This is a genomic window from Streptomyces sp. NPDC058469, from assembly GCF_042721125.1.
In the GTDB taxonomy this organism is placed as follows: domain Bacteria; phylum Actinomycetota; class Actinomycetes; order Streptomycetales; family Streptomycetaceae; genus Streptomyces.
In genome coordinates this window covers 14,760-37,021 of record NZ_JBHXME010000072.1, presented here as the reverse complement: position 1 = coordinate 37,021, position 22,262 = coordinate 14,760, and the positions used below count along the sequence as shown (strand labels likewise).

1 protein-coding gene (only partly in view) is annotated in these 22,262 nt (G+C 71.7%); it reads left to right on the top strand.

Annotation, left to right across the window (positions count from 1 at the left end; genetic code table 11):
* Positions 1 to 15: 15 nt before the first annotated feature.
* The coding region annotated (locus ACFWP5_RS27675) for a hypothetical protein (protein WP_384162035.1) crosses the window boundary (this coding region is incomplete at its 3' end): on the top strand, positions 16 to 22,262 show 22,247 of its 37,006 nt. Its footprint extends 14,759 nt past the window's final position.

Here is a 22,262-nt window from a genome sequence, read left to right as displayed (position 1 = left end):
AGCGGATCGCCCCTGATGACCATCCACGCGTCGCCCCAGCTGAACAACCTCATGTTCGTGCTCATCGGCGAGAAGTTCCTCCAGGCCGACGAGGACATGGCCTTCGCCAACGGCAAGCCGTACCAGCGGCTGGGCCGGCGTATGCGTGACCTCTCGGACCTGATCGAGCAGACCACCGGTGGGGTCGGGCGCGCGCTGCCGCCGCAGGTCGGGAACAACTATGTGCGGGCGATGCACATGTTCCTCGACAGCGGCGGCGTCAACTACCTGCGGGACTTCGCCGACCAGCTCGACGGCATCGGGCAGTCCCGCACCAAGTCCTCCATGGACATCATGGAGTCGAAGTGGCAGATCATCGCCGAACTGGTCCGGCTGCTCATCGAGTTGCTGGTCATCGCGGTGCTGTCCGCCTTCACCGGAGGTTCCGCCTCCAGCCAGGCCGCGGTGGCGAAGGCCCGCAGCCGGGTCGCCATTCTCACGCTGATGGAATGGCTGATGAAGAAGACGCATCTGATGCCCAGCGTCACCGAGGCGATCGAAGAGGCGTTCACGACCTTCGCGGTACGGCTGGCCATGATGCTGGGCGCGCCCAAGGGCCGCCGGCCCAACGGGTTCGACTGGTCGCAGATCATCCAGGACGGTGTCTTCGGCGCGTTCACCGGCCTGTTCCACGGCTTGCTCTCGGACCTCGGCAAGGGCCTGAAGAACAACTTCAAGAACATCTTCAACACGCACAACCCGTTCAAGGACATCAGCGGCAACGGGAAGAAGTTCGACAACCACAAGTTCGACAACCCCGACGTCAACACCAAGCCGAACCCGAAGCCGACGCCGACCCCGAACCCGAAGACCACGCCCACCCCGACGCCGACCCCGCACCTCACGCCGACCCCGCACCTCACGCCGACCCCGACTCCGACGCCCACGCCCACGCCGAAGCCGAAGACCTTCGGCGACAAGGTGAAGCACGAACTCGGCGAGGACTTCGAGCACTTCATCACCGAGGGCGGCGCGGAGACACTCGGCGAGATCGCCACGGCGTCCATCTTCGGCTTCCCCATCGACCCTCTGAACACCTTCCTCGGCAGCGGCCTCAGCGCGATGAGCGAACGCCACCTGGGCCAGGGCGCGGGCGCGATCGGCAACAAGTTCAACTTCACCACCCCGCCACCGGTGAACACCCTCGGCACGGCGGACATCCCGGACGACTCCACCACCGATTCCAGCTCCAACACCGACTTCAACTCGGACTCCTCGACGAACGGCCCGTCGTCCAACTCGTCCACGTCCGACGACAACTCGACGACCACGTCGGGCCCCGGCCCCGTCAACACGTCCTCGAACAACGGCAGTTCGTCGACCAGCACCACCCCCCAGCGCACGTCCACGAACACCCCGCCGACCGAGTCCACCGACACCCACTTCGACGACGTGAAGGTCGACGGGGGAGACCTCCAGAGCAACGTCCCGCACGGGACGACGGGCACGTCCGGTGGGGGCAACTCGTCGTCGGGTACGCCTACGAGCCATACACCGACGAGTAACTCGCCCACGAGCAGTACGCCCACGAGCAATACGCCCACGAGGTCGCCGGAACAGGTCGACACAAGCGGCACCGACGAGGCGCAGGGGACCGGTCAGCAGAGCGACACCTCGGACACCGGCGGCAGCCCGCACACCACCGGCTCGGGAACTCCGGCGCCCGTGCGGACGGTTCAACAGCAGCCGCACAACACCGGTGACGGTCAGCAGATGGACGGTACCGACGAGGCGCAGGGGACCGGTCAGCAGAGCGACACCTCGGACACCGGCGGCAGCCCGCACACCACCGGCTCGGGAGCTCCGGCGCCCGTGCGGACGGTTCAGCAGCAGCCGCACAACACCGGTGACGGTCAGCAGACGGACGGCACCGACGAGGCGCAGGGGACCGGTCAGCAGAACGACACCTCGGACACCTCGACCACCTCGGACACCTCGACCACCTCGGACACCTCGACCACCTCGGACACCTCAACTCCGGCGCCCTCAGCAGACGTTCCGGTCACGAGCGGGTCCGACACCACCGTCGTGCCGCCGACCACGAGTACGGGCACGGGCACGACCGGGTCCGGTGTCCCCGCTTCGAGCGGGACGAACACGGGCAACTCGACGTCCGGTTCCGGTACGCCCTCGCACAGCGGCGGCAACCCGCGCACCACGACAACGGGGCGCCCGGAGGACACGACGTCCAACGGCACGGACACCACGAGCACGGAGGGCACCGACACCTCCCACTCAGATTCCGGCGCCGACAGCAACATCGATACGAACACCGGGACCGACAGCAACACCAGCACCAACACGAACACCGATCCCGCCCCCCTCCCCACCCCGAGCGACACGCACACCGGCACCGACCTGCCCACCCCCGTCGCCACCACCAGCAACAGCGCGCCGCCTACGACCAGTTCGACACCGGACACGACTCCCGCGCCGGAGACGACCCAGCCGTCCCACTCCGGTACTGCCACCCCGGCGCCGACACCGGCCCCCGTCCACACATCCTCGGACCTCTCGTCCAGCCCCGCACCGGACAGCACGCCCACACCCGACAGCACGCCCACGCCCATCCCCGAGCCCGTAGTGCTCACCCCCTCCGAGACGCCCAACACCGCGCCGGAGCCCGGGAGTTACGCGGACGCGCGGGCCGGGGTGACGCCCTCGGAGCGCAGCCACACCTGGGTCGATCCGGTCTCCCGGCCGCTCGGGGCGGACGGCACGCGCACCCAGTACGTCGTGCGGGCCGGGTTCGCCGTACGGCGTTTCACCCACGACGGTGGGCCGGTCACCGATCTCACCGTCACCTACCGGCTCACCGGCAACCCGCGCCTGGGGCCGCAGGTCGACGGCGTTCAACAGCGGCTGACGGACGGTGTGCAGCGGGTCTTCAACGCCCCGGGCCACCGGCTGGGGGACGGGAGCCTGTTGCACGTCACCGTCGTGCCGGCCGCTCCTGGCGAGACGGCGCACCTCGACGTCACTCTCACCGACCCGACGGACGGGACTCCGGCGACTCATCACTCGTGGCCGGCCGACATCTCCGACTCCGACCTGGCCCACGAGGTCGGCCACCAGCTCGGGCTGCGCGACGAGAGCGGCTTCGACTCGGCGGCTCCGCACCGTGGCGGTACGGCCAGCCTGATGGGCGACCCCACGCGGTTCACGCCCGCGTCGGACCCGGCGTACCAGCCGGGTGGGCTGAGGCCCCGTCACCTCGCGCTGATCGGCACCCTGGTCGGCGATCCCGCGGACGACCACCGGGGTGCCGGGGACGGCCGGCGTGGCACCGGCCCTCGGGGATCGCTCGCGGGCGCGCCGGGCGCGGACCCGCCCGCCCCGCTCACCCCCACCGTCGATCAGGTCGATCAGGCCGACACCGCACCGACCCCGGTGGCCACCACGTCCACGCCCCTGACGGTGTCCCACGACACGGACACGGTGGACATCGACCCGGCGGAGACGGAGACGGAGACCGAGACCGTCCTCGCGGTCGTGCCGGTTCCGGACATCACCCTGACCTCCCCGGAGGGCGACACTACCGAGCCGACCGAAGTGGTGGCCGGCGGCGGACGCCGTACCTCCTACCTCGGTGGCTACGGGCGGCGGCACGACGGGCAGTTGGGACTCGTGCACGTGGAGCCGTTCGCGCCGGACGTGGTCGACGGGCTGCACCGCCAGGTGCTCACGGCGCTCGGCAGGCCCGCTCCGGGACCGGACGACCCCGTGCTCGCGCAGCTCCGGGACGTGCTGTCGGCGGAGCAGATGGCGCTGAACCTGCCGTATCTGCGCAGTCTCGGCGGTCACCGGATCGTCCTGGACGTCGACGGCGTCGACCGGGACGTGGACGTACGGCTGTCGCTCGACAACAAGCGGCCGTCCGTACGGCAGGGCGCGCTCGACGCGAGCGATCCCGACAAGCACGTGGAGCGGCGCGGGCAGGGCACCCGGGAGATCGTCTCCGCGCAGCCGTCCGGCACGTTCTCGACGATTCCGGTGCCGTGGACGGGTTCGGTACCGATCACGGCGGCGGGTCCGGTCCGCGGGGTGGACATCGCGCTGGGCGCGACCATCACCCACAACCAGGCGGACGGTTCGACCACCGTCACCCAGATCGTGCAGACCACCAGCGCCCAGCGCAGCAACGAGCCCTCCCGGGCCTACGACTTCACAGACAACTGGCAGGTGCGCGTGGACGCGCCGGCCCCGGGCACGGACGTAGCGGATACGACCGATACAACGGATACGACCGATACAACAGGCGTGACGGATACGGCTGTTGTCGTCGCGAACCCCGATCCCGCGCGCGACTGGAGTCCGGCCGAGCAGCACGGGTCGGTCACCATCTGGTTCCCGCAGCACCTCGTGGACGCCGACACCGATCCCGGTCAGGAACTGCCCGCCCCCGCCGACATCAGGCAACTGCCGATCTACGGCGTGGACTCGGTGCTGAATCCGCGGCGGCTGTACGAGGGGGCCGCGGAGAACTTCCGCGACGACCTGGACGACACGTCGTCGGTCCAACTCGCGGACTTCCTGGGCGAACCGATACTGCGGGGCACGTTGCCGATGCAGGTCGAGGGCGGGCTGTACTCGCCGGTGCTCACCGACGCGCGCGGGCGTGCGGTCGGCATGATGCGGCTGGACGCGACGGTCCGGGGCACCACCCCGGTGGCCAAGAGCCTCGACAAGAAGATCAACCTGGAAAGCCACGTCGTCAACTCGGTCAAGAACGACCAGAACACGACGTTCAACAGCGGGGTGACCTTCACCGGCAGCGTCGGTCCGACCTTCACGAACGACCCGCGCGCGGGGCACCCGAACGCCTCCCACGGCATCGGCGGCACCGTCAACGGCAAGGGCACCGCCGGTCTCGCGGCGCAGAACGTGTTCGGCACCAGCGCCCTCGCGGGCACCATGCACGCGGTGCGCACCAACCGCAGCCATCTGCTGACCGAGGCGGACGTCGAGTACACCCTCACCCTGATCCGGCCCGACGGCTCCACCTCCACGTATACGCCCGGTACTTGGACCCACGCTCTCGATCTGCGGGTGCTCAGCGCCGAGGACGCGGCGGGGCACGAACCGAGCCCGGACGAACTGCGCGTGCTGCCGCACGAGTTGGAGACGCTGGAGTCGATCGGGCAGTCCACCGCGCCGCTCGGGGTGGACGAGAACGACGCGGAGCCGCTGTTCGAGGACGCGGAGACCTGGCTCCGGGACCACGGCTTCCTGCCACCGCCGGCGGACGCCCCGCGCCGGAGCCGACTGCCCGACGAGACGCTGGTGCAGGCCCAGTTGAACAATCTGCGGCGGCTGCAGGAGCTGCGCTCCCCGCTCGGGCTGCGCGCGGCGACGGACTCCATGGTGGACGGCGGCCACTCGCTGTTCCTGGAGATCCCCTCGGTGACGGGGCGGCGCCGGGTACGGCTCGAACTGGGCGCGCGGCGCGACCCGAGCCGGCCGGTGGAGCACCGCACGGTGCTGCCCAACATCCAGGTCATGGGCCTGGCGCAGGCGGCGGGCGGCGGCACCGCCCGGCTCGGCAACACCTACAGCCTGGGCGCCGGGTTCGGCGGCGGGCTCACCGTGCCCACGCCGCACGGTGGTGCGTGGACCCTGAGCGGCACCGGCGACTACCAGTACGTCGGCCAGGCCTCGCTCGGCAACACCACCGGCACCACGCTCGGCCACGACCAGTTCTTCATCGGCACCGGGCAGGACACCCACGAGTTCGGGGTACCGGCCCGCCTCACACTCGACCTGTACGAGGGGTCGGGCCAGGAACCCGTGTCCCGGTTCGGCGAGGTGCCGCCGCCCGCCCAACAGGGCCAGGCCGACCTGGAGTTGGGTCTTCAGGCCCCCCACGAGAGGGGAGTCGCGGGCACGATCCGGCTGGCCGTACCGCACGAGCGGACCCTGGCCGACGCGGAGCCCGCGCCGGACGGTGAGCCGTACACCGTACGGCAGGTCAGGCCGGAGGACAGGGACCGCCTGGCCATGACGGACCCGGCCACCGGCGCGCCGCACCCGGACGTGGTCCGCGTCCCGGACGACGCCCTGATCGACGTGGTGCGCGGTTCGGGGGCGCTTCAGGACGCCTTCCGGCGGATCGTCACGGGTGTTGGCGTCGACACCCACGACGGTGACGCCAACACCGGTGATGACAACAACGCCGGAGACGCCAACGACGCCGGTGACGATCCGGCCGTCCCTCCCGGCCGCGTCGCCCGGCTGGTGGACGGCTTCACCGGGTTCCTGAGCAGTTCGCTGGTCGGGAGTCCGTTCGCCGACACCACCACGGTGAGCGCCGAGTCCCGTACCACCGCGCTCTCGCCCGGTTCGCTGGTCGGCCGGGGGCACCAGATCTTCAGCGGCACCTACGTGGTGGAGGGGCTGACGCTCCCCGGACTCGGTGCCGACGGGCAGCTCGCGATCGAGATCGAGGCCGTCGCCCACACGCCCCGGCTGACGCAGAGCGTGAACCAGTACCTGGAGACCGGCATCTCCGCCGCCGACTCGGCGCAGCAGCTCAAGGGCCTTGGAAAAACGCACCAGTTCGGGGTGGGCGGCTCGGCGACGCAGAACAACCCGCCGAGTTCCACCGTGAGTTCGCAGCCCGCCGGCTCCCCGGCACCCACGCCGTCCCGCTTCAACCCGTCCGGGCGCTACCAGTACGACCGCAAGAGTGACAAGTCCGACACCCTCATCAGCGGCACCGGCACCAACCGGACGCCCACCCAGTCGGGCCTCCAGCACCGGGTCACGGCCGACGTCACCTACCTGATCACCGTACGGTCCGGGCATCGCAACGTGGTCGCCAACTCGCTCGGTTTCGGGCCGGGGGAGACCGTCACGCTCGCCGTGGACGTGCCGCGCGGGCTCCAGTTCCTGATGACGGAGAGTCAACTGCGGCGCGACGGACGGTGGATGGGCGCCCTGCCCGACCGCCCGTCCGACCCGTCGACGGCCGATCTGACGAGCCCGTCCCTGCCGGACCGGTACATCCACGACGGCACCCTCGGCCTGGCCGCGGTCAACTCGGTCACCGAGTTCTCCGACCAGGGAACGGGCCCGACGGCGACCCCGCAGATCGAGCAGCGCTCCCGATTCCACAACGACGTACGGCAGTTGGTGGACCGCTACGCCCCCGGTGCGACCACCCCCGGTCACGCCTCCTACCTGCCCGGTGTCGCCGCGCTGATCGCCGACAACACGGGTGTCGCCGGGAAGCGGGCGCTGATCGGGCGCGGCGGCGGACAGACGAGGTTCAGCTTCCGGCACCACCGGTTCGGCGGCGCGGCCCTGGTCGAGGTGACGTTCTCGGCCCGCCCCACGAGCACCGCCGCGGACCGGGGCGCGGTGCGGGGCACCGCCGTGCCGGGCGACAAGTCCGGTATCGAGCAGTGGGGTTCGCACACGGCGGAGGGGCGTTCGCTCTCCTCCTCGGTGGGCCGGACGCACCGTCTCACCGGCAACCCGACGGCCCGGTTCAGCCGCCCCGACACCGACGACCGTACGGACCGGCTCGGCCCCTCCGCCACTGTGGTCTCCTCGTCCAGCAAGGTCGACAAGCAGGGGCGCACGGCCGAGGACCGGTTCTGGCTGCGCACCGACAGCGCCGCCGACTTCGACGGCCTGGACTACGAGTTGGTCGCCACCGTCCGCTCCACCCTGGTCACCGACTGGCCGCCCAACGTGCTGGGCGCGCTGGTGCAGCGCGGGGTCATCGCCTGGGACGACGCCGACGCGCAAACCCGCTCCTGGCTCAGCCGCACCCTCTCCGGCGAACTCGGCGGCCAGGTCCGGGTACCGGCCCAGGTGAGCCTGCGCTTCACCGGCAGCGAGACCGACAGCACCCGACCCCCGCTGCCCGCGCCCCCGCCGCCTTCGCTGTCCCGCGTCGACCCCCGCCAACTGTCCGGCACACAACCCGCGTTGCGGGACGCGGACCTGTTCCACCCGACCGGCTCCGTCCCGGTCTACGGCTTCGACGCCTGGAGCCAGCTGTACACGGCCCTCGACCAGGTGGCCCCGGACACCGGGAGCGGTTGGCGTTCCGTACCGGCCTCGGCCTCCGACGAGAACGCGTCGGTACGGCTCGGCGAACTCATCCAGGCCGGCACGCTGTCGCTGGACACGCCCCGTCAGGTCGGCGGCATGCTGGAGTCGATGCCGGGCGCGTTCCCGTTGCGGAACGCCCCGGACCAACGGCCCACCCTCACCGTCTCGTTGTACCGGCCGAGGGCGGTCACCGACGGCGGCGACGTGACCCTCGACCGGCTGCGGATCAGCACGCAGAGCAGCAGCACGGTCTCCGGCGGCGACACCACCACCGGGCTGTCGCTGCCGTTCGTCATGAGCGCCGACGACCCCGACCGCAACCTCCTCGGCGCGACCCCGCCGGTGCTCCAACGGCCCGTGGACGCAAGCAACTTCGGTAGCGGAGTCTCCGGCGGCCGCCGCGACTGGCTCAAGACCGGCAGCACCAGCCTGCCCGCCGAGGGCCGCGGCACCCGCAGCTACGAGGTGCAGGCCGACGTCCACATCGAGGTCACCGGCCCCGAGGGCGTACGCCATGTCACCGGTACGGCCACGATCCGCATCGAGGAGCGCGACGCCCTCGGCCACGGCATCACCGAGCCCAATCCGGTGCCCCAGGTCTACGACCTCCCGGCCCTGCTCACCGAGGGCACCGGCACCGCACCGCAGGACTGGGCGACGACCCGGTTGCGGGACGTACGGAACAACCTGAACGCGGGCGTCGACCTCACCGACGACGGCTTCCAGCTCTGGGTGGCCACCGGCCCCGACCCGGACGGCTCCCGCCTGACCCTGGCCCTCTACGCGGCGTCGCGGGCGGCCCGGGACAACGGACGCCCGGTGGAACTGGTCACCCGGGGCCCGGAGGGCCTGCGCATCTGGTCCTTCGACCCGGACGGCACGCTGACGGCGCCGCCGACGGGGAGGCCGGGTACGGGGGATGTGGCACCGGGCACAGGCAATACGGCGCCGGGTTCCACCACCGGTGTCGCGTCCCTGGACCAGGCATGGGCGAACTTCGAGCGCGCCGCCGCCGCGTTCGACCAGGCCGAGGACGACCACGCCACCGCGCTCAACGACGAACACGAGCAGCGGGAGTCGCGGCCCGACGCGCAGGACGCCCTGAACGAGGCGGTCACCGCGCTGACGGACGCGGCGAACGAGGCTCACCGGACCGACACGGCCGCGACCACCGCCGAGCAGGAGGCGGACCGGGCCGAACAGGACCTCGATGACCTCGTCAACCGCGAGAAGACCCTGACCGGCGGGATCTCCGGGGCCCGCCGCGCGATCGGCCCGCTCACCGACGCGGTCTCGGAGGGCGAGCGCCAGGAGCTGCGTCTCAGCGCCCAGATCAAGACCGCCCGCCGCCAACTGGCCGACCTCACGGCCCGCGCCGCCGCGGCCTCGACGACAAAGGCCTCCGGCTCCGGCGACACGGAGAACGCTCCGGTGCCGGGCCCGTCCGGCACGGATGGCGCTACGACGGTCGAGAGCGCGACGCCGGGTACGGTCCCGCAGGACTCGGAGACGCCGGGCCCGATCACGTCGGGCACCGTCGCGCCGGACACGGTCGTGGAACCCGCGCCGGACACGGTCGTGGAACCCGCGCCGGACACGGTCGGAGGACCGCCGGTCGGGGACGACACCACCGCCCCCGCCCCCGCCGTAGACCCCCGTCTCACCCAGCAGATCGACGAAGTCACCGCCCAGGTCGGCAAGTTGGACGCCGATCTCGGCGGGGTGCGGGCCGGGCTTGAGCGGGACCGTGCCGCGCTCCAGGACACGCAGGCCGGCCTGGACCGTGACGTGGCGGCCCTGGACGAGGCGCGGGCGCAACTCCCGGGCGCCAAGGCCACGGCCGGCACCCGGCGTTCGGACGCCGACACGGCTCGCGGGCATGCCGAGGACGCGGCCCTGGTCCACGAGGACGCGCTTGAGAACCATGGGCGGGCGGCGCAGACGCTCGGCGAGATCGACGCCCGGATCGGCAACGCCCTCGGCAGGCGCGACGACGCCGCGGCCCGCCGGGCGTCGGCGGAGACCGCGCTGTCCGGCGCGACCGGCCCGGTGCTGGCCGCCGGCCCCTCGACGCTGCCCACATCACGCACGACGCTGGCTTCGGTCAGCCCGCGCCGGCCTGGCTCGGGCCGCCCCCGCACGGCGGGTCCCTCCACCGACAACACCCCGCTCCCGGGCGACGACAGCATCTCCGAGAGCGACAACTCGACCACCGGGAACGAGGATTCGGGGGACGAGGATTCAGGGGGAGACGACGGTTCGGACGCGAACACCGAACTGACCACTCCCGATCCGACGTCTCTCGTCCCGCCGAAGGACACCCCAGCGACCGGCGGCAACGACACCACCGGCGGGGACCAAGGCAGCACGTCCGGAGACCCCGGCACGACCTCCGCCCAGGACAGCGCGTTCGACGCCCTGGTCGGTAACACCACCACCACGTCCACCGACCTGCACGGCGCACCGGCGGACACGGACACGGACGCGGCGCCCCTCACCCAGGACGAGACGGACGAAGCCAAGGCCAAGACTGAAGCCAAGGGCAAGGGCAAGGCCCCTGCACAGGACGACACCAACGACACGTCGCCCGACCCCACTTCATCCGACCCGACGGCCCCCAACCTCACCGCACCCCAGCCCGCCGCCTTCCAAGTGCGGGCGCCGCGAGGCAATTTGGTGCCGACACGCGGTGACGGCCGATGCATCCTCTACACGTTCATCGGCACCGACCCGGCGCGGGTCCGCGACCGGTTGCCCCAACTGCGGACCCAGGCTCCGGAGACCTATGCCTGGCTGGGCGACCCGAATCAAGTCCGTGCCGGGCTGGCCCAGTTCACCCGGTGGCGGCCGGGCACCCCGATGCCCCGGGCCGGCCACCACCTGATGCTCGCGGCCGACCAACTGCGCATCCTCGCCGAGGACCGACTGCTCACCGCGCGCAGCGAACGCCCGTTGCCGCACGAGGTGGTGGGCCAGGTACGGCAGACGCTTGCGGGCTGGTTCCAGGGGCGCACCGCGACCATGAACCAGCCCGAACTCCTGGCGAGCCTCGGCGAGTACGGCATCACAGGGGTGACAGAGCCGGACCAGTTGGAGCGGGACGATCTCGACACGCTCTACATCGAGGCGCTGACCGGTAACGAGGCGACCGGCCCGGCGCAGCCCAGCGTTCGCGACATGTTCGCGTACCTGCGCGACACCGACCAGCTGCCCACGCTGGACCGCCTCACCGACGACCAGCTCCGCAGGCTGCTCGGGCACGGTTACACCGTCAGCGACGCACAGTTCACCGACGCCGAACTGGCCCACGCGCTCAACGCCGTCCAGAACTGGTCCACGGCATACGAGAGCAACCAGGGCGAGTTGTTCCTCCCGCTGCTGGCGGACACCCTGGACGTGGCCGTCGAGGTACTGCGGCCGGACCCGTCGACCGGCCGCGGCAGCGTCACCCGCGTCGGCTCGCCCACCGCCACCCGGGTCCTGGAGGTCCACTACACGGGCCTGAACCACTACAACGCCACCGACGCCGGCCCGCTCACCGTCGACCCGACGACCATCACCCCGGCGCCGGCGCCCAGGGGCCCCGGGGACGCCAACAGCGTTCAGCCGAACGGCCGTTACCGTCCCGCGCCGACCCGTGACGCCGATGACGACCTGCCTGCGTCCCGTGTCGCCGATCCCGCTCCCAAGGACACCTGGCACGGCTTGCGTCCGCATGCCCGTCCCGCTGTTCACTCCACGGAGCGGTTCGATCCGCACGCGGACCAGTCCAACTCGCCCCGCCCCGGGGCCCTCAGCGGCGCGACGACTCTCGTCCGGACCAACATCCGTCGTATCCAGGCGCCCAACGGTCAGTGGATACGGGACTACACGCTCAACCTCCCGGTCACCACCGCGAACCCGGACCTCACCCAACAGCTCAACGAGCGCATCACGGGTCTCCTGGACACGCACCTCAACTCCGGTCTCGCGCTGCCCAGTTCGGGCGACCAGCTCCACATCAACCTCAACCTGATCGCCGACTCCGATCACCCCGAGACGATCACTCTCACGGACACCGAGAATCCGGGCCGCGCCGACCAACTCCACCTGGATGCCAACCACTCGGACGAGGACCTCCTCCACGAGGTCCTGCACTACCTCGGTCTGCCGGACGAGCAGCGCGACAACGACTTCCTTCTCCGCAACCACGCGAACAGCACCGCCGTCCGAACCACCGGCCTCATGGCCACCACCCAGACGCCCGTCCACATTCCCCGCAGGTATCTCCGCACGATCGAGAACGTCACGTCCGCGGGCCCTCAACTCCATGACCACACAGGCCAGAACGAGACGACCCCGCCCCAAGACCCCGACACCACCCCCATCCCCACCGACACGCCCCTCACCTGGCCCACCTCCCAGGCCCCGACCGCACAGCCGCCCGCACACGGCCGACTCCCGTCGAGTTACGTGAACTCCTACGGCGCGCTCCCGGACGGGACCGTCGGGCTCGTGTACATGGAGCCCTTCTCCGACGAGGTGATGCAGGGGCTGCACGGGCAGGTCTACGAGGCGCTCGGGCTGGATGTCGACAACCCGCCCGAGTCGGTGCGCGAACAGGTGCAGGACGCGCTGAGCCGGGAGAACCTCGCGCTCCAACTGCCCTATCTGCGCTCGAACGGCGGTCACCGCATCACCGTCCAGGTCGGCGGACGCGATCGCACCGTCGACGTACAGCTGACGCTTTCCGACGCGCGGGCCTCGTTGCGGCAGGGGCGCTTCGACCCGCGTGACCCCGACAAGCATGTCGAGCGGCGCGGGTTCGGCACGCGGGAGAACTTCTCCAGCCAGCCGTCGGGGACGTACCGCACGATCCAGGCGCCGTGGACCGGTACGTTCCCGATCACCGCGCCGACGCCGGTGCGGGCGGTGGACGGGTCGGTGACGCTGTCCATCACGCACAACCAGGCCAGTGACGCGACGACCGTCACCCAGGCCGTCCAGACGACGTCCGCCCAGCGCTCCAACGAGCCTTCTGATCCGGTGGAGTTCACCACCCACTGGCGCGTGCGCGTGGACGCCCCCGCGGTCACCGCGGCACCCACCGCGCCGACCGCGCCCGCCACCGCCCCGGCGACGGACGGGTGGCGTGGGCCGGTGTCGCACGGTTCCACCACGATCTGGTTCCCGCGGCACCTCACCACCGCCGACCCGGCGCCGGGTGGGCTGCCCGCGCCTGCCGCGCCGACCGATCTCCCGCTCTACGGCGTCGACTCCGTGATCGACCCCCGGGCGCTGTACGAGCACGTCCACCAGACATTCCATGCCGATCTCGACGACACCGCCGCCGGGCAGGTCGCGGACTTCCTCTCCGAGCAGGTGCTGCGCGGCACGCTGCCGATGCAGATCCACGGCGGGCTCTACTCGCCCGTGATCACCGACGCCGACGGCAACGCGGTCGGCATGCTGCGCCTGGTCACCACGCCGGGGACCAGCACCCCGCAGCGGCAGAGCACCGCGGGCCAGATCAACCTTGAGAGCCATCTGGTCAACACCGCGAAGGTGGACCTCTCCTCGAAGTACACCAGCGGGATCGGCGTCAGTGGCACCGCCGCCGTCGCCCTCACCGGCGACCACAGTCAGGGTCATCCGGACGCGTCGAGCATGATCGGCGGCAGCCTCGGTCTGCGCGTGCAGGGGCAGGCGACCGTCACCAACACGTACAGCGCGAGCAGTTCCGCCGGCACGATGCACGCCATCCGCACCAACCAGAGCCATCTGCTCGCCCCCACCGCGGTCACCTACCGGGTCACCCTGATCCAGCCGGACGGCAACGAGCTGCACGCGCCCGTGCTTCCCCGGACGCACGGCATGGATCTACGGCTCCTGAGCGGGACGACCGCCGCCGGGCACACGCCGACCGCCGCCGAGACGCGTGAACTCCCGCACTCCCTGGAGCGGTTGGACGGCATCGGGCTGAGCGCGGCCCCGCTCGACGTCGCCGGCACGGACGGGCTGTTCGACGAGGCCGAGGCGTGGCTGCGCCGCGAGGGTTTCCTGCCGCCCGCCCTAACGGCCCCGGCCCCCACCGGAGTTGGTGGCCGGGTGAAGCAGGCGGTGCGCAGCCACGAGCCCGAGCACCAGATCCGGCTGCACGCCCAGCTCAACAACTTGCGCCGGCTGAACGAGGCCCGTTCCCGCACCGGGCTGCGTGCCGCGACCGACGCAATGGTCGACGGCGGACATGCCCTGCACTTCGAGGTGCCCAACAGCACTGACACGGGCGTCCGTCGGGTCCGCCTGCTGCTCACCGCCGAACGGGACACCGGGCAGGCCAGCACTCATCACCTGGTCCTGCCGGGCATCCAGGTCATGGGCCTGGCCCAGATGGCGGGCAGCGACGCCGAGCAGCGCGGTGAGTCGTACAGCGGTGCGTTCGGAGCGTTGGGCAGTGTCGGCGGGCCGTTGCGCAGCTGGGGGTCCATCGCGTTCGGGGGCGACTACCAGCACGGCCGGCAGATCACGCACGGCGACACCGTGGGCGGCGCCACCGGCCACGACCAGTTCTTCATCGCCACCGGCCAGGACAGCCACGCGTTCGACGTGCCGGTGCGACTGGCCCTGGACCTGTACGCGGACGACGGGGTCGAGCCGAGCGAGCGGTTCGGGCGGAACCTGAACCAGGCCGCCGCCCCGGCACCGGCCGCCGTACCTGCCCCAACTGCCGCCGGTGCGCCGCCCGTTGCCCCCGTACCGCCCGTCGCACCGACGGTCACCGGCTCGCTGCGGCTTGCGGTGCCGCACGGCCGTACCCACGCACCCGCGACCACCCCCGCGCCGCCCGCACGCGCCGACGGGGCGCCGCGTCCGGTCGCCGCGACCGACACGGACCGTCTCGCCGCGACCGACAACCGGGGCACCCCGCGGCCGGGACTGGTGCGCGTACCGGACGACGCGCTGATCGACACCGTGCGCGGCTCCGCGGCCATCGAGTCGGTCTTCCGGCGGGCCGCCCGGGAGATCCGCCACCAGGCACAGCAGGCGACGCCCGCCATCCCGGCCACCGGCCCGATCCTCCCGGTCACCGCCCCCGGCACGGCACCCGCCCCCGCCGCGCCGCAGCGCGCGAGCCTCTTCCCGCTCGCCGGGCGCGGGCTGATGGACAGCACGACGCGTGCCGCCGAGACCCGGCACGCGGCGATCACGCCGGGCAGTCTCGTCGCGCATGGCCACGAACTGTTCAAGAACTCCTACGTAGTCGAGGGTCTGAGCCTGCCGGGGACGATGGCGGACGGCCAGTACTCGCTGGAGATCCAGGCCGTCGCGCACCGGCCCCGCCTGCTCGACACCACCCGGCAGTATCTGGAGACGGGCGTCTCGGCCACCGACAGCGCCCAGCAGCTCAAGTCCCTCGGAAAATCGAACCAGTTCGGCGGCACCGGGTCGGCCACCCAGAACTCGACCACACCGGTGGCGCAGGGCAACACCGGTACCGAGCCGGACGGTTCGCCCTCCACCGGCCAGAGCACCACCAAGCCGAACAAGAACCAGCTCAGCCCGGCGGTACGGCTCAACAAGGTGTCCCGCACCGACACCTCCGACACGCTCGCCGCCAGCACGGGCGTCAACCGCACTCCCACCGAGAGCGGCAACCTGCACCGGGTGGTCGCCGACGTCACCTATGTGGTCACGGTCCGGGCCGGCTCCCGCACGCTGGGCAACGGGATCCGTGACCTCGGCACGATCGACCCCGTCATTTTCGCGGTGGACGTCCCCGACGGGCTCCAGTTCCTCATGACCCAGGGCCAACTCGACCGTGACGCACGGTGGATGGGCTCGGTGACCGGGCTCACCCCGGCGCCCGTCCAGGGCCAGGCTCCGCTGCCGGCGGCGTACGTGCGCAACCGGCAACTGGGCCTCGGCGGCGTCCTCTCGGTCAGCGAGTACGAGACCGTCCCCGCCCCCGCACCCGCCGCGGCCCCCGCACCCGGCGCCAACGCCCCGATCCCGTTGGTGCAGCTCAACAACGAGGTGGAGCGGCGCGGCCAGGTCGGGCGCCGGCTGCGGGCCCTGGTCGAGACCGAGGCACCCGGAGTGTTCACCCCGGGGCACGCCGGCCACCAGCCCGGTGTGCTCGGCCGGATCGCCCAGCTCACCTCCACCGCCGGACTGCGCTCACTGCCCGGACGCGGCCCGGACGGCACCCCGCACCCGGCCACCACCCGTTTCCACTTCCGGCACCACGGTTACGGCGGTGAGCGGCTGGTCGAGGTCATGCTGCGGGCGAGGCCCCGGGCGGCCCAGAACCTGGCCGGTGTCCGAGGCACCTCCACCCCCGGCTCGGGCCTCGAACAGTGGCAGTCGCACACCGCCGCGGGCCGCAGCGTCACCCGCGCCTCGGTCGGGCAGGCGCAGCTCCCGGTCACGCCGGCGGTCCGCTATCTCCGTCCGGACCAGGGTCCCGATCCCCTGACGACGGACCGCGCGGAGCTGGGGTTCACCCCGCAGTCGGCCAGCAGCATCTCGGCCCGGCGGGCGACCACGGCCGACAACCGGTTCTGGCTGCGCACGGACAACGGTGCCGACTTCGACAACCTGCAGTACGACTACGAGCTGACGGTCCGTTCCGCGCTGGTCGTCGACTGGCCGCCCAACGTCATCGGCGGTCTCATCCAGCACGGTGTCATCGCCTGGTCCGACGCGGACGGGGACGTACGCCAGTGGATCGACAGGCTGCTGGCGGGCGGCAACGTGCGCACCGACACCGTCCCGGTCCGGCTGGCGCTGCGGTTCACCGGTACCGAGACCAACGTGCCCGTACCGACGGCCACGGTGACAGCCGCGTCCGCCGAGTCCGGCGCCGACCCGCGCAACACCGCGCTGCGCGACCTCGCCCGCACCCCGTATCTCGCCGACGCGCAGATGTTCCATCCGGTGGGCCCGACCCCGGCGTTCCACTTCGACGGCTGGGCACATCTGGAGACGGCGCTGAACAACGTCGCGCCGCGCCGCCCAGGAGGTTGGCACGCGCAGATCACCTCCGTGTCGGTGGAGGGACAGGCCGTCCGGCTCGGCCAGTTGATCCAGGCCGGACGGGTCAGCCTCGACCGTCCCCGGCTGGCCGCCGACCTCACCCGCACCATGCCCGGCACCCAGCCCTTCGAAGGGGCACCCGACCAGGCCCCGTCGATCGCGGTGACGCTGTACAACCCGCGCCGTTCCACCAACGCCGACGACGTCACCCTCGACCAGCTCCACAACACCACCGACACGGTGAGCACCGCCGCCGGCGCGGACCACTCCCTCGCGACCTCGCTCACATACCGCCTGAGCGGTGAGGACAACAATCGCCAGCTCGGCGGGATCAACGTCCCGCTCGCGCAACGGCAGACCCAGCCCTCGGCCTTCGGCGGCAGCACCACCGGCAGCCGCCGTGACTGGCTGAAGTCCGGCAGCACCGCCGCACCCGCCAACGGGGCGCGCGGGACGCGGAGTTACGTCGTCGATGTCGACGCGCATCTGCTCGTAGAGGGACCGCAGGGCACCCGCCACGTCACCGGCACCGTCACCCTCCGCATCGAGGAACGTGACCTGCTCGGCCACGGTCTGCTCGCCCCGGCCGAGACCCCGCCGAACCTCCACGACCTGCCCGCGCTCGTCCCCGACTGGGCCACCGTAGAACCGCACACGTTGCCCGAACGCCTCAACTCCGCGATCCCCGCGGGCAGTCACGGCGTCCAGCTCTGGGTGGCCCTCGGCGCCGACCCGCAGGGCACGCGGCTCGGTCAGGCGCTCTACGGGGCCTCGCGTGCGGCCGTGCTCGGCAATCGCCCGTTGGAGCTGATGACCCGTGACCCGCAGGGCATCCGCCGCTGGGAGTTCAACCCTGACGGTGCCCTCGTCACCGCCGACCCCGACCTGACCGTCGCGTGGGACGCCTTCGACGCCCAGGCCGAACTCCTGTACACCGCCACGGACACGCTCGCCGACACCCCGCAGCTGCTGAGCCTCCGCTTCGCCGCCCGCCGGGAGGCCAACCAGGCGTACACGGAAGCCGTGGAAACCCACGAGGCGACGCAGCGCGCGGTCACGGACGCGACCACCGCCCATACCCGGGCGAGGAAGACGGCCGCCGTCTCCGCCAGGGCCGCGCGCCAGGCGGAGGCACTGCTCGCACGGCTGAAGCGGGACCTCGCGGAGGCCCGACGGACCGCCACGACACTGCCGCCGGTCATCAGGCAGCACGAGCGGGACGAGACCAAGGGCCACCGCGATCTTCAGGCGGCCCTGGCCGCGCTGACGCAGGCCGAGAACGCCGCACGGGCCGCCGCCCAACAGGCCGCGACGAACGGGCAGTCGAGCGCCACTCCCGCCCCGGCCCCTGCCGCATCCGGCGCCCCGCGTCTCCACACCCCCGCGCCCGATGTCGCCGACGACCCCCGCGTCCAGGCCGTGCTCCCGGCGATCGCCGCCGCCGACAACGCGATCCAGCGGGCCACCGCGGCGCTCACCGCCGCCCGGCCGGTGCTGGCACGGGCTGAGCACATCGTCGAGGTCGGACCGGACCGCATCAGCGAGGAGGAGGACAATCACGAGCGGGCCGTGGCGAAGGAGCGGGAGGACGCGGAGGCCGAGGCCGACGCGGCCCACGACCTCCAGCTCGCCACGGAGAAGGAGACCGACGCCCGGCGCGAGGTGGCCGAGGCCGCGGACGAAGTCACCGACCGCGACGGGGAGATCGTCGCCGCCGTCACCGCGCAGTTGCAGGCCGCCGCCGACCAGGTGGCGGCGACCGCCGCACTGCCCGGCCTGTCGAGTGACGTCCAGGACAGCGCGCCGACCCCCGAACAGTCCCTGCGGACGACCTTCGCCACCACCTCGCCCCGCTGGCCCACGCCCGACGGCCCGGCCACCCCCCTCCCGGCCGGCGGCCAGACCCACACCCCGCCCGCCGCCGTCACCGGCAGCACCAACGCCGGGACCGGCACCACGGGGACGAACCCCACGAACCCCACGACGACCACGACACCCACGCCGAAGCCAAAGCCGAAGCCGAAGAAGAGCGGGCCGTCCAAGTCCGGTACGAGCAACGCCAAGACGGACAAGGGCAAGGACAACAAGGGCAAGAAGCCTGCCACCGGCAAGAGCACGGCCCTCGACAAGGGCAAGGGCAAGGCCAAGCCCCCGCTCGTCCAGTCGCCCTCGCTCCCCGGCACGAGCCCGGCCGCCCCGCAGTCTCCCTATGCGGCCCCCTCCGGCCGCGTCGTCGCGACCCCCGGCGACGGCTACTGCCTCCTCTACGCCGTCATCGGCAGCGCGCCGGACCTGGTCCGCACCCGCCTGCGGCAGGCCGACCCGGCCTTCTCCCCGGGCACCGCCGCCTGGCTCGCAAGCCCCGACGACGTACGGGACACCCTCAGGACACTCACGGGGCAGCCGCAGACCACCAACCGGGGAACAGGCCATCTGCGGGCCGCGCAGCGGGGGTTGCAGAACCTGGTCCGGGCCCGGCTGGCAGCGGCACGCGACGGCAGTCGTCCGCTCCCGCCGCAGGTGCTCGGCCAGCTCCGGGGCGTCCTCGCCGGCGAGTTCGCGAGGCTGGTGGGGAGTGCGTCCGACGCCGCTGTCGACAACCAACTGGTCGTGTACGGCATCCAGGGCGTCACCCACACCGAGGACCTGGACCCGATCGACCTCCAGATCCGCTACACACAGGCCATCACGGCACCCAACGCACCGCCCCCGCTGACCGGCAACCCACCGAGCAACCGGCGGATGTTCGCCTATCTGCGGTCGATGGGCGTGCTGCCGACGCCCGCCACCATGACCACGGACGAACGCCGGTGGCTGCTGACCGCCGGCTATCACCGGAGCACCGTCCCCCTCACCCAGGGCGAGGCGCGCCTGCTCGACAGCGCGGTGGACAACTGGTCGGACTCGTGGGCGGACCCGGTCGGCGACACCTTCCTGCCGCTGCTCGCCGACACCCTCGAAGCCCCGATCCACGTCTTCGAACCGGTGACCAACACAACCGCCGGCCCTCGTGGCATCGTGCTGCGCTACGGCCCGACGAACACCAACACCCCAGCGCTGGAGGTCCGTTACACGGGCCTGAACCACTACAGCGCGAGCGACGCGAACCCGGATGCCACCCCGGCGGACATCACCACGTCGAAGGCACCCCGGGGTCCCGAGGACGCCAACAGCGTTCAGCCGAACGGCCGTTACCGTCCCGCGCCGATCCGTGACGCCGATGACGACCTGCCTGCGTCCCGTGTCGCCGATCCCGCGCCCAAGGACACCTGGCACGGCTTGCGTCCGCACGCCCGCGCCGCCGTTCACAGCACGGAGCGGTTCGATCCGCACGCGGGCCAGTCCAACTCGCCCCGCCCTGGGGTTCTCAGCGGTGCTACGACTCTCATCCGGACGCAGGTCCGTCGTATCCAGGCGCCCAACGGCCAGTGGATACGGGACTACACGCTCAACCTCCCGGTCGCCACGGCCAACCCGGACCTCGCTCAGCAGCTCAACGAGCGCATCACACGTCTCCTGGACACGCACCTCAACTCCGGTCTGGCGCTGCCCAGTTCGGGCGATCAGCTCCACATCAACCTCAACCTGATCGCCGACCCGGCCCACCCCGAGACGATCACTCTCACGGACATCGCGAACCCGGGCCGGGCCGACCAACTCCACCTGGACGCCGGCCATTCCGACGAGGACCTCCTGCACGAGGTCCTGCACTACCTCGGTCTGCCGGACGAGCAGCGCGACAACGACTTCCTGTTGCGCAACCACGCGAACAGCACCACGGTCCACACCACCGGCCTCATGGCCGGCACACAGACCCCCGTCCACATCCCGCACCGCTACCTCCGCACCATCGAGAACGTCACCGCGGCCGGCCCCCAACTCCACGACCACGCGGGCCAGGACGAGACGACGCCTGTCCGCGACCCCGACGCCACGCCCATCCCCACGGACGCCCCCCTCACCTGGCCCGCTTCGAACGCCCCGACCGCACAGCCGCCCGCGCAGGTCCAACTGCCGTCGAGCTACGTGAACTCCTACGGCGCGGTCCCGGACGGGACCGTCGGGCTCGTGTACGCGGAGCCGTTCTCCGACGAGGTGATCGAAGGGCTGCACGGGCAGGTCTACGAGGCGCTCGGGCTGGATGTCGACAACCCGCCCGACTCGGTGCGAGAGCAGGTGCGGGGCGAGCTGAGCCGGGAGAACCTCGCGCTCCAACTGCCGTATCTGCGCTCGAACGGCGGTCTCCGCATCACCGTCCAGGTCGGCGGCCGTGATCACACGGTCGACGTTCAGCTGACGCTCTCCGATGCCCGGGCCTCGTTGCGGCAGGGGCGCTTCGACCCGCGTGATCCGGACAAGCATGTCGAGCGGCGCGGGTTCGGCACGCGGGAGAACTTCTCCAGCCAGCCGTCCGGGACGTACCGAACGTTCCAGGTGCCGTGGACCGGGTCCTGGCCGATCACCGCGCCTACCGCGGTGCGGGCGGTGGACGGATCGCTGACGGCGGCGATCACCCACAACCAGGCGAGCGATGCGACGACCGTCACCCAGGCCGTGCAGACCACGTCCTCCCAGCGCTCCAACGAGCCTTCTGATCCTGTGGAGTTCAGCACCCGGTGGCGAGTGCGTGTCGACGCGCCCGCCGTCACCGCGCCCACCACCACGACCGCCCCGGCACCGGACGGGTGGGGCACGGCGGAGTCCCACGGCCCCACCACGATCTGGTTCCCCCGGCACCTCACCACCGCCGACCCGGCGCCGGGTTCGCTGCCCGCCCCCGCCGCGATGGCCGATCTCCCCCTCTACGGCGTCGACTCGGTGATCGACCCGAGGGCCCTGTACGAGCACGTCCACCAGACATTCCATGCCGATCTCGACGACACCGCCGCCGGGCAGGTCGCGGACTTCCTCTCCGAGCAGGTGCTGCGGGGCACGTTGCCCATGCAGGTGGACGGCGGGATCTACTCGCCCGTGATCACCGACGCCGACGGCAACGCGGTCGGCATGCTGCACCTGGTCACCACGCCCGCTGTCGGCACCCCGCTGCGGCAGAGCACCGCGGGCCAGATCAACCTTGAGAGCCATCTGGTCAACACCGCGAAGGTGGACCTCTCTTCGAAGTACACCAGCGGGATCGGGGTCAGCGG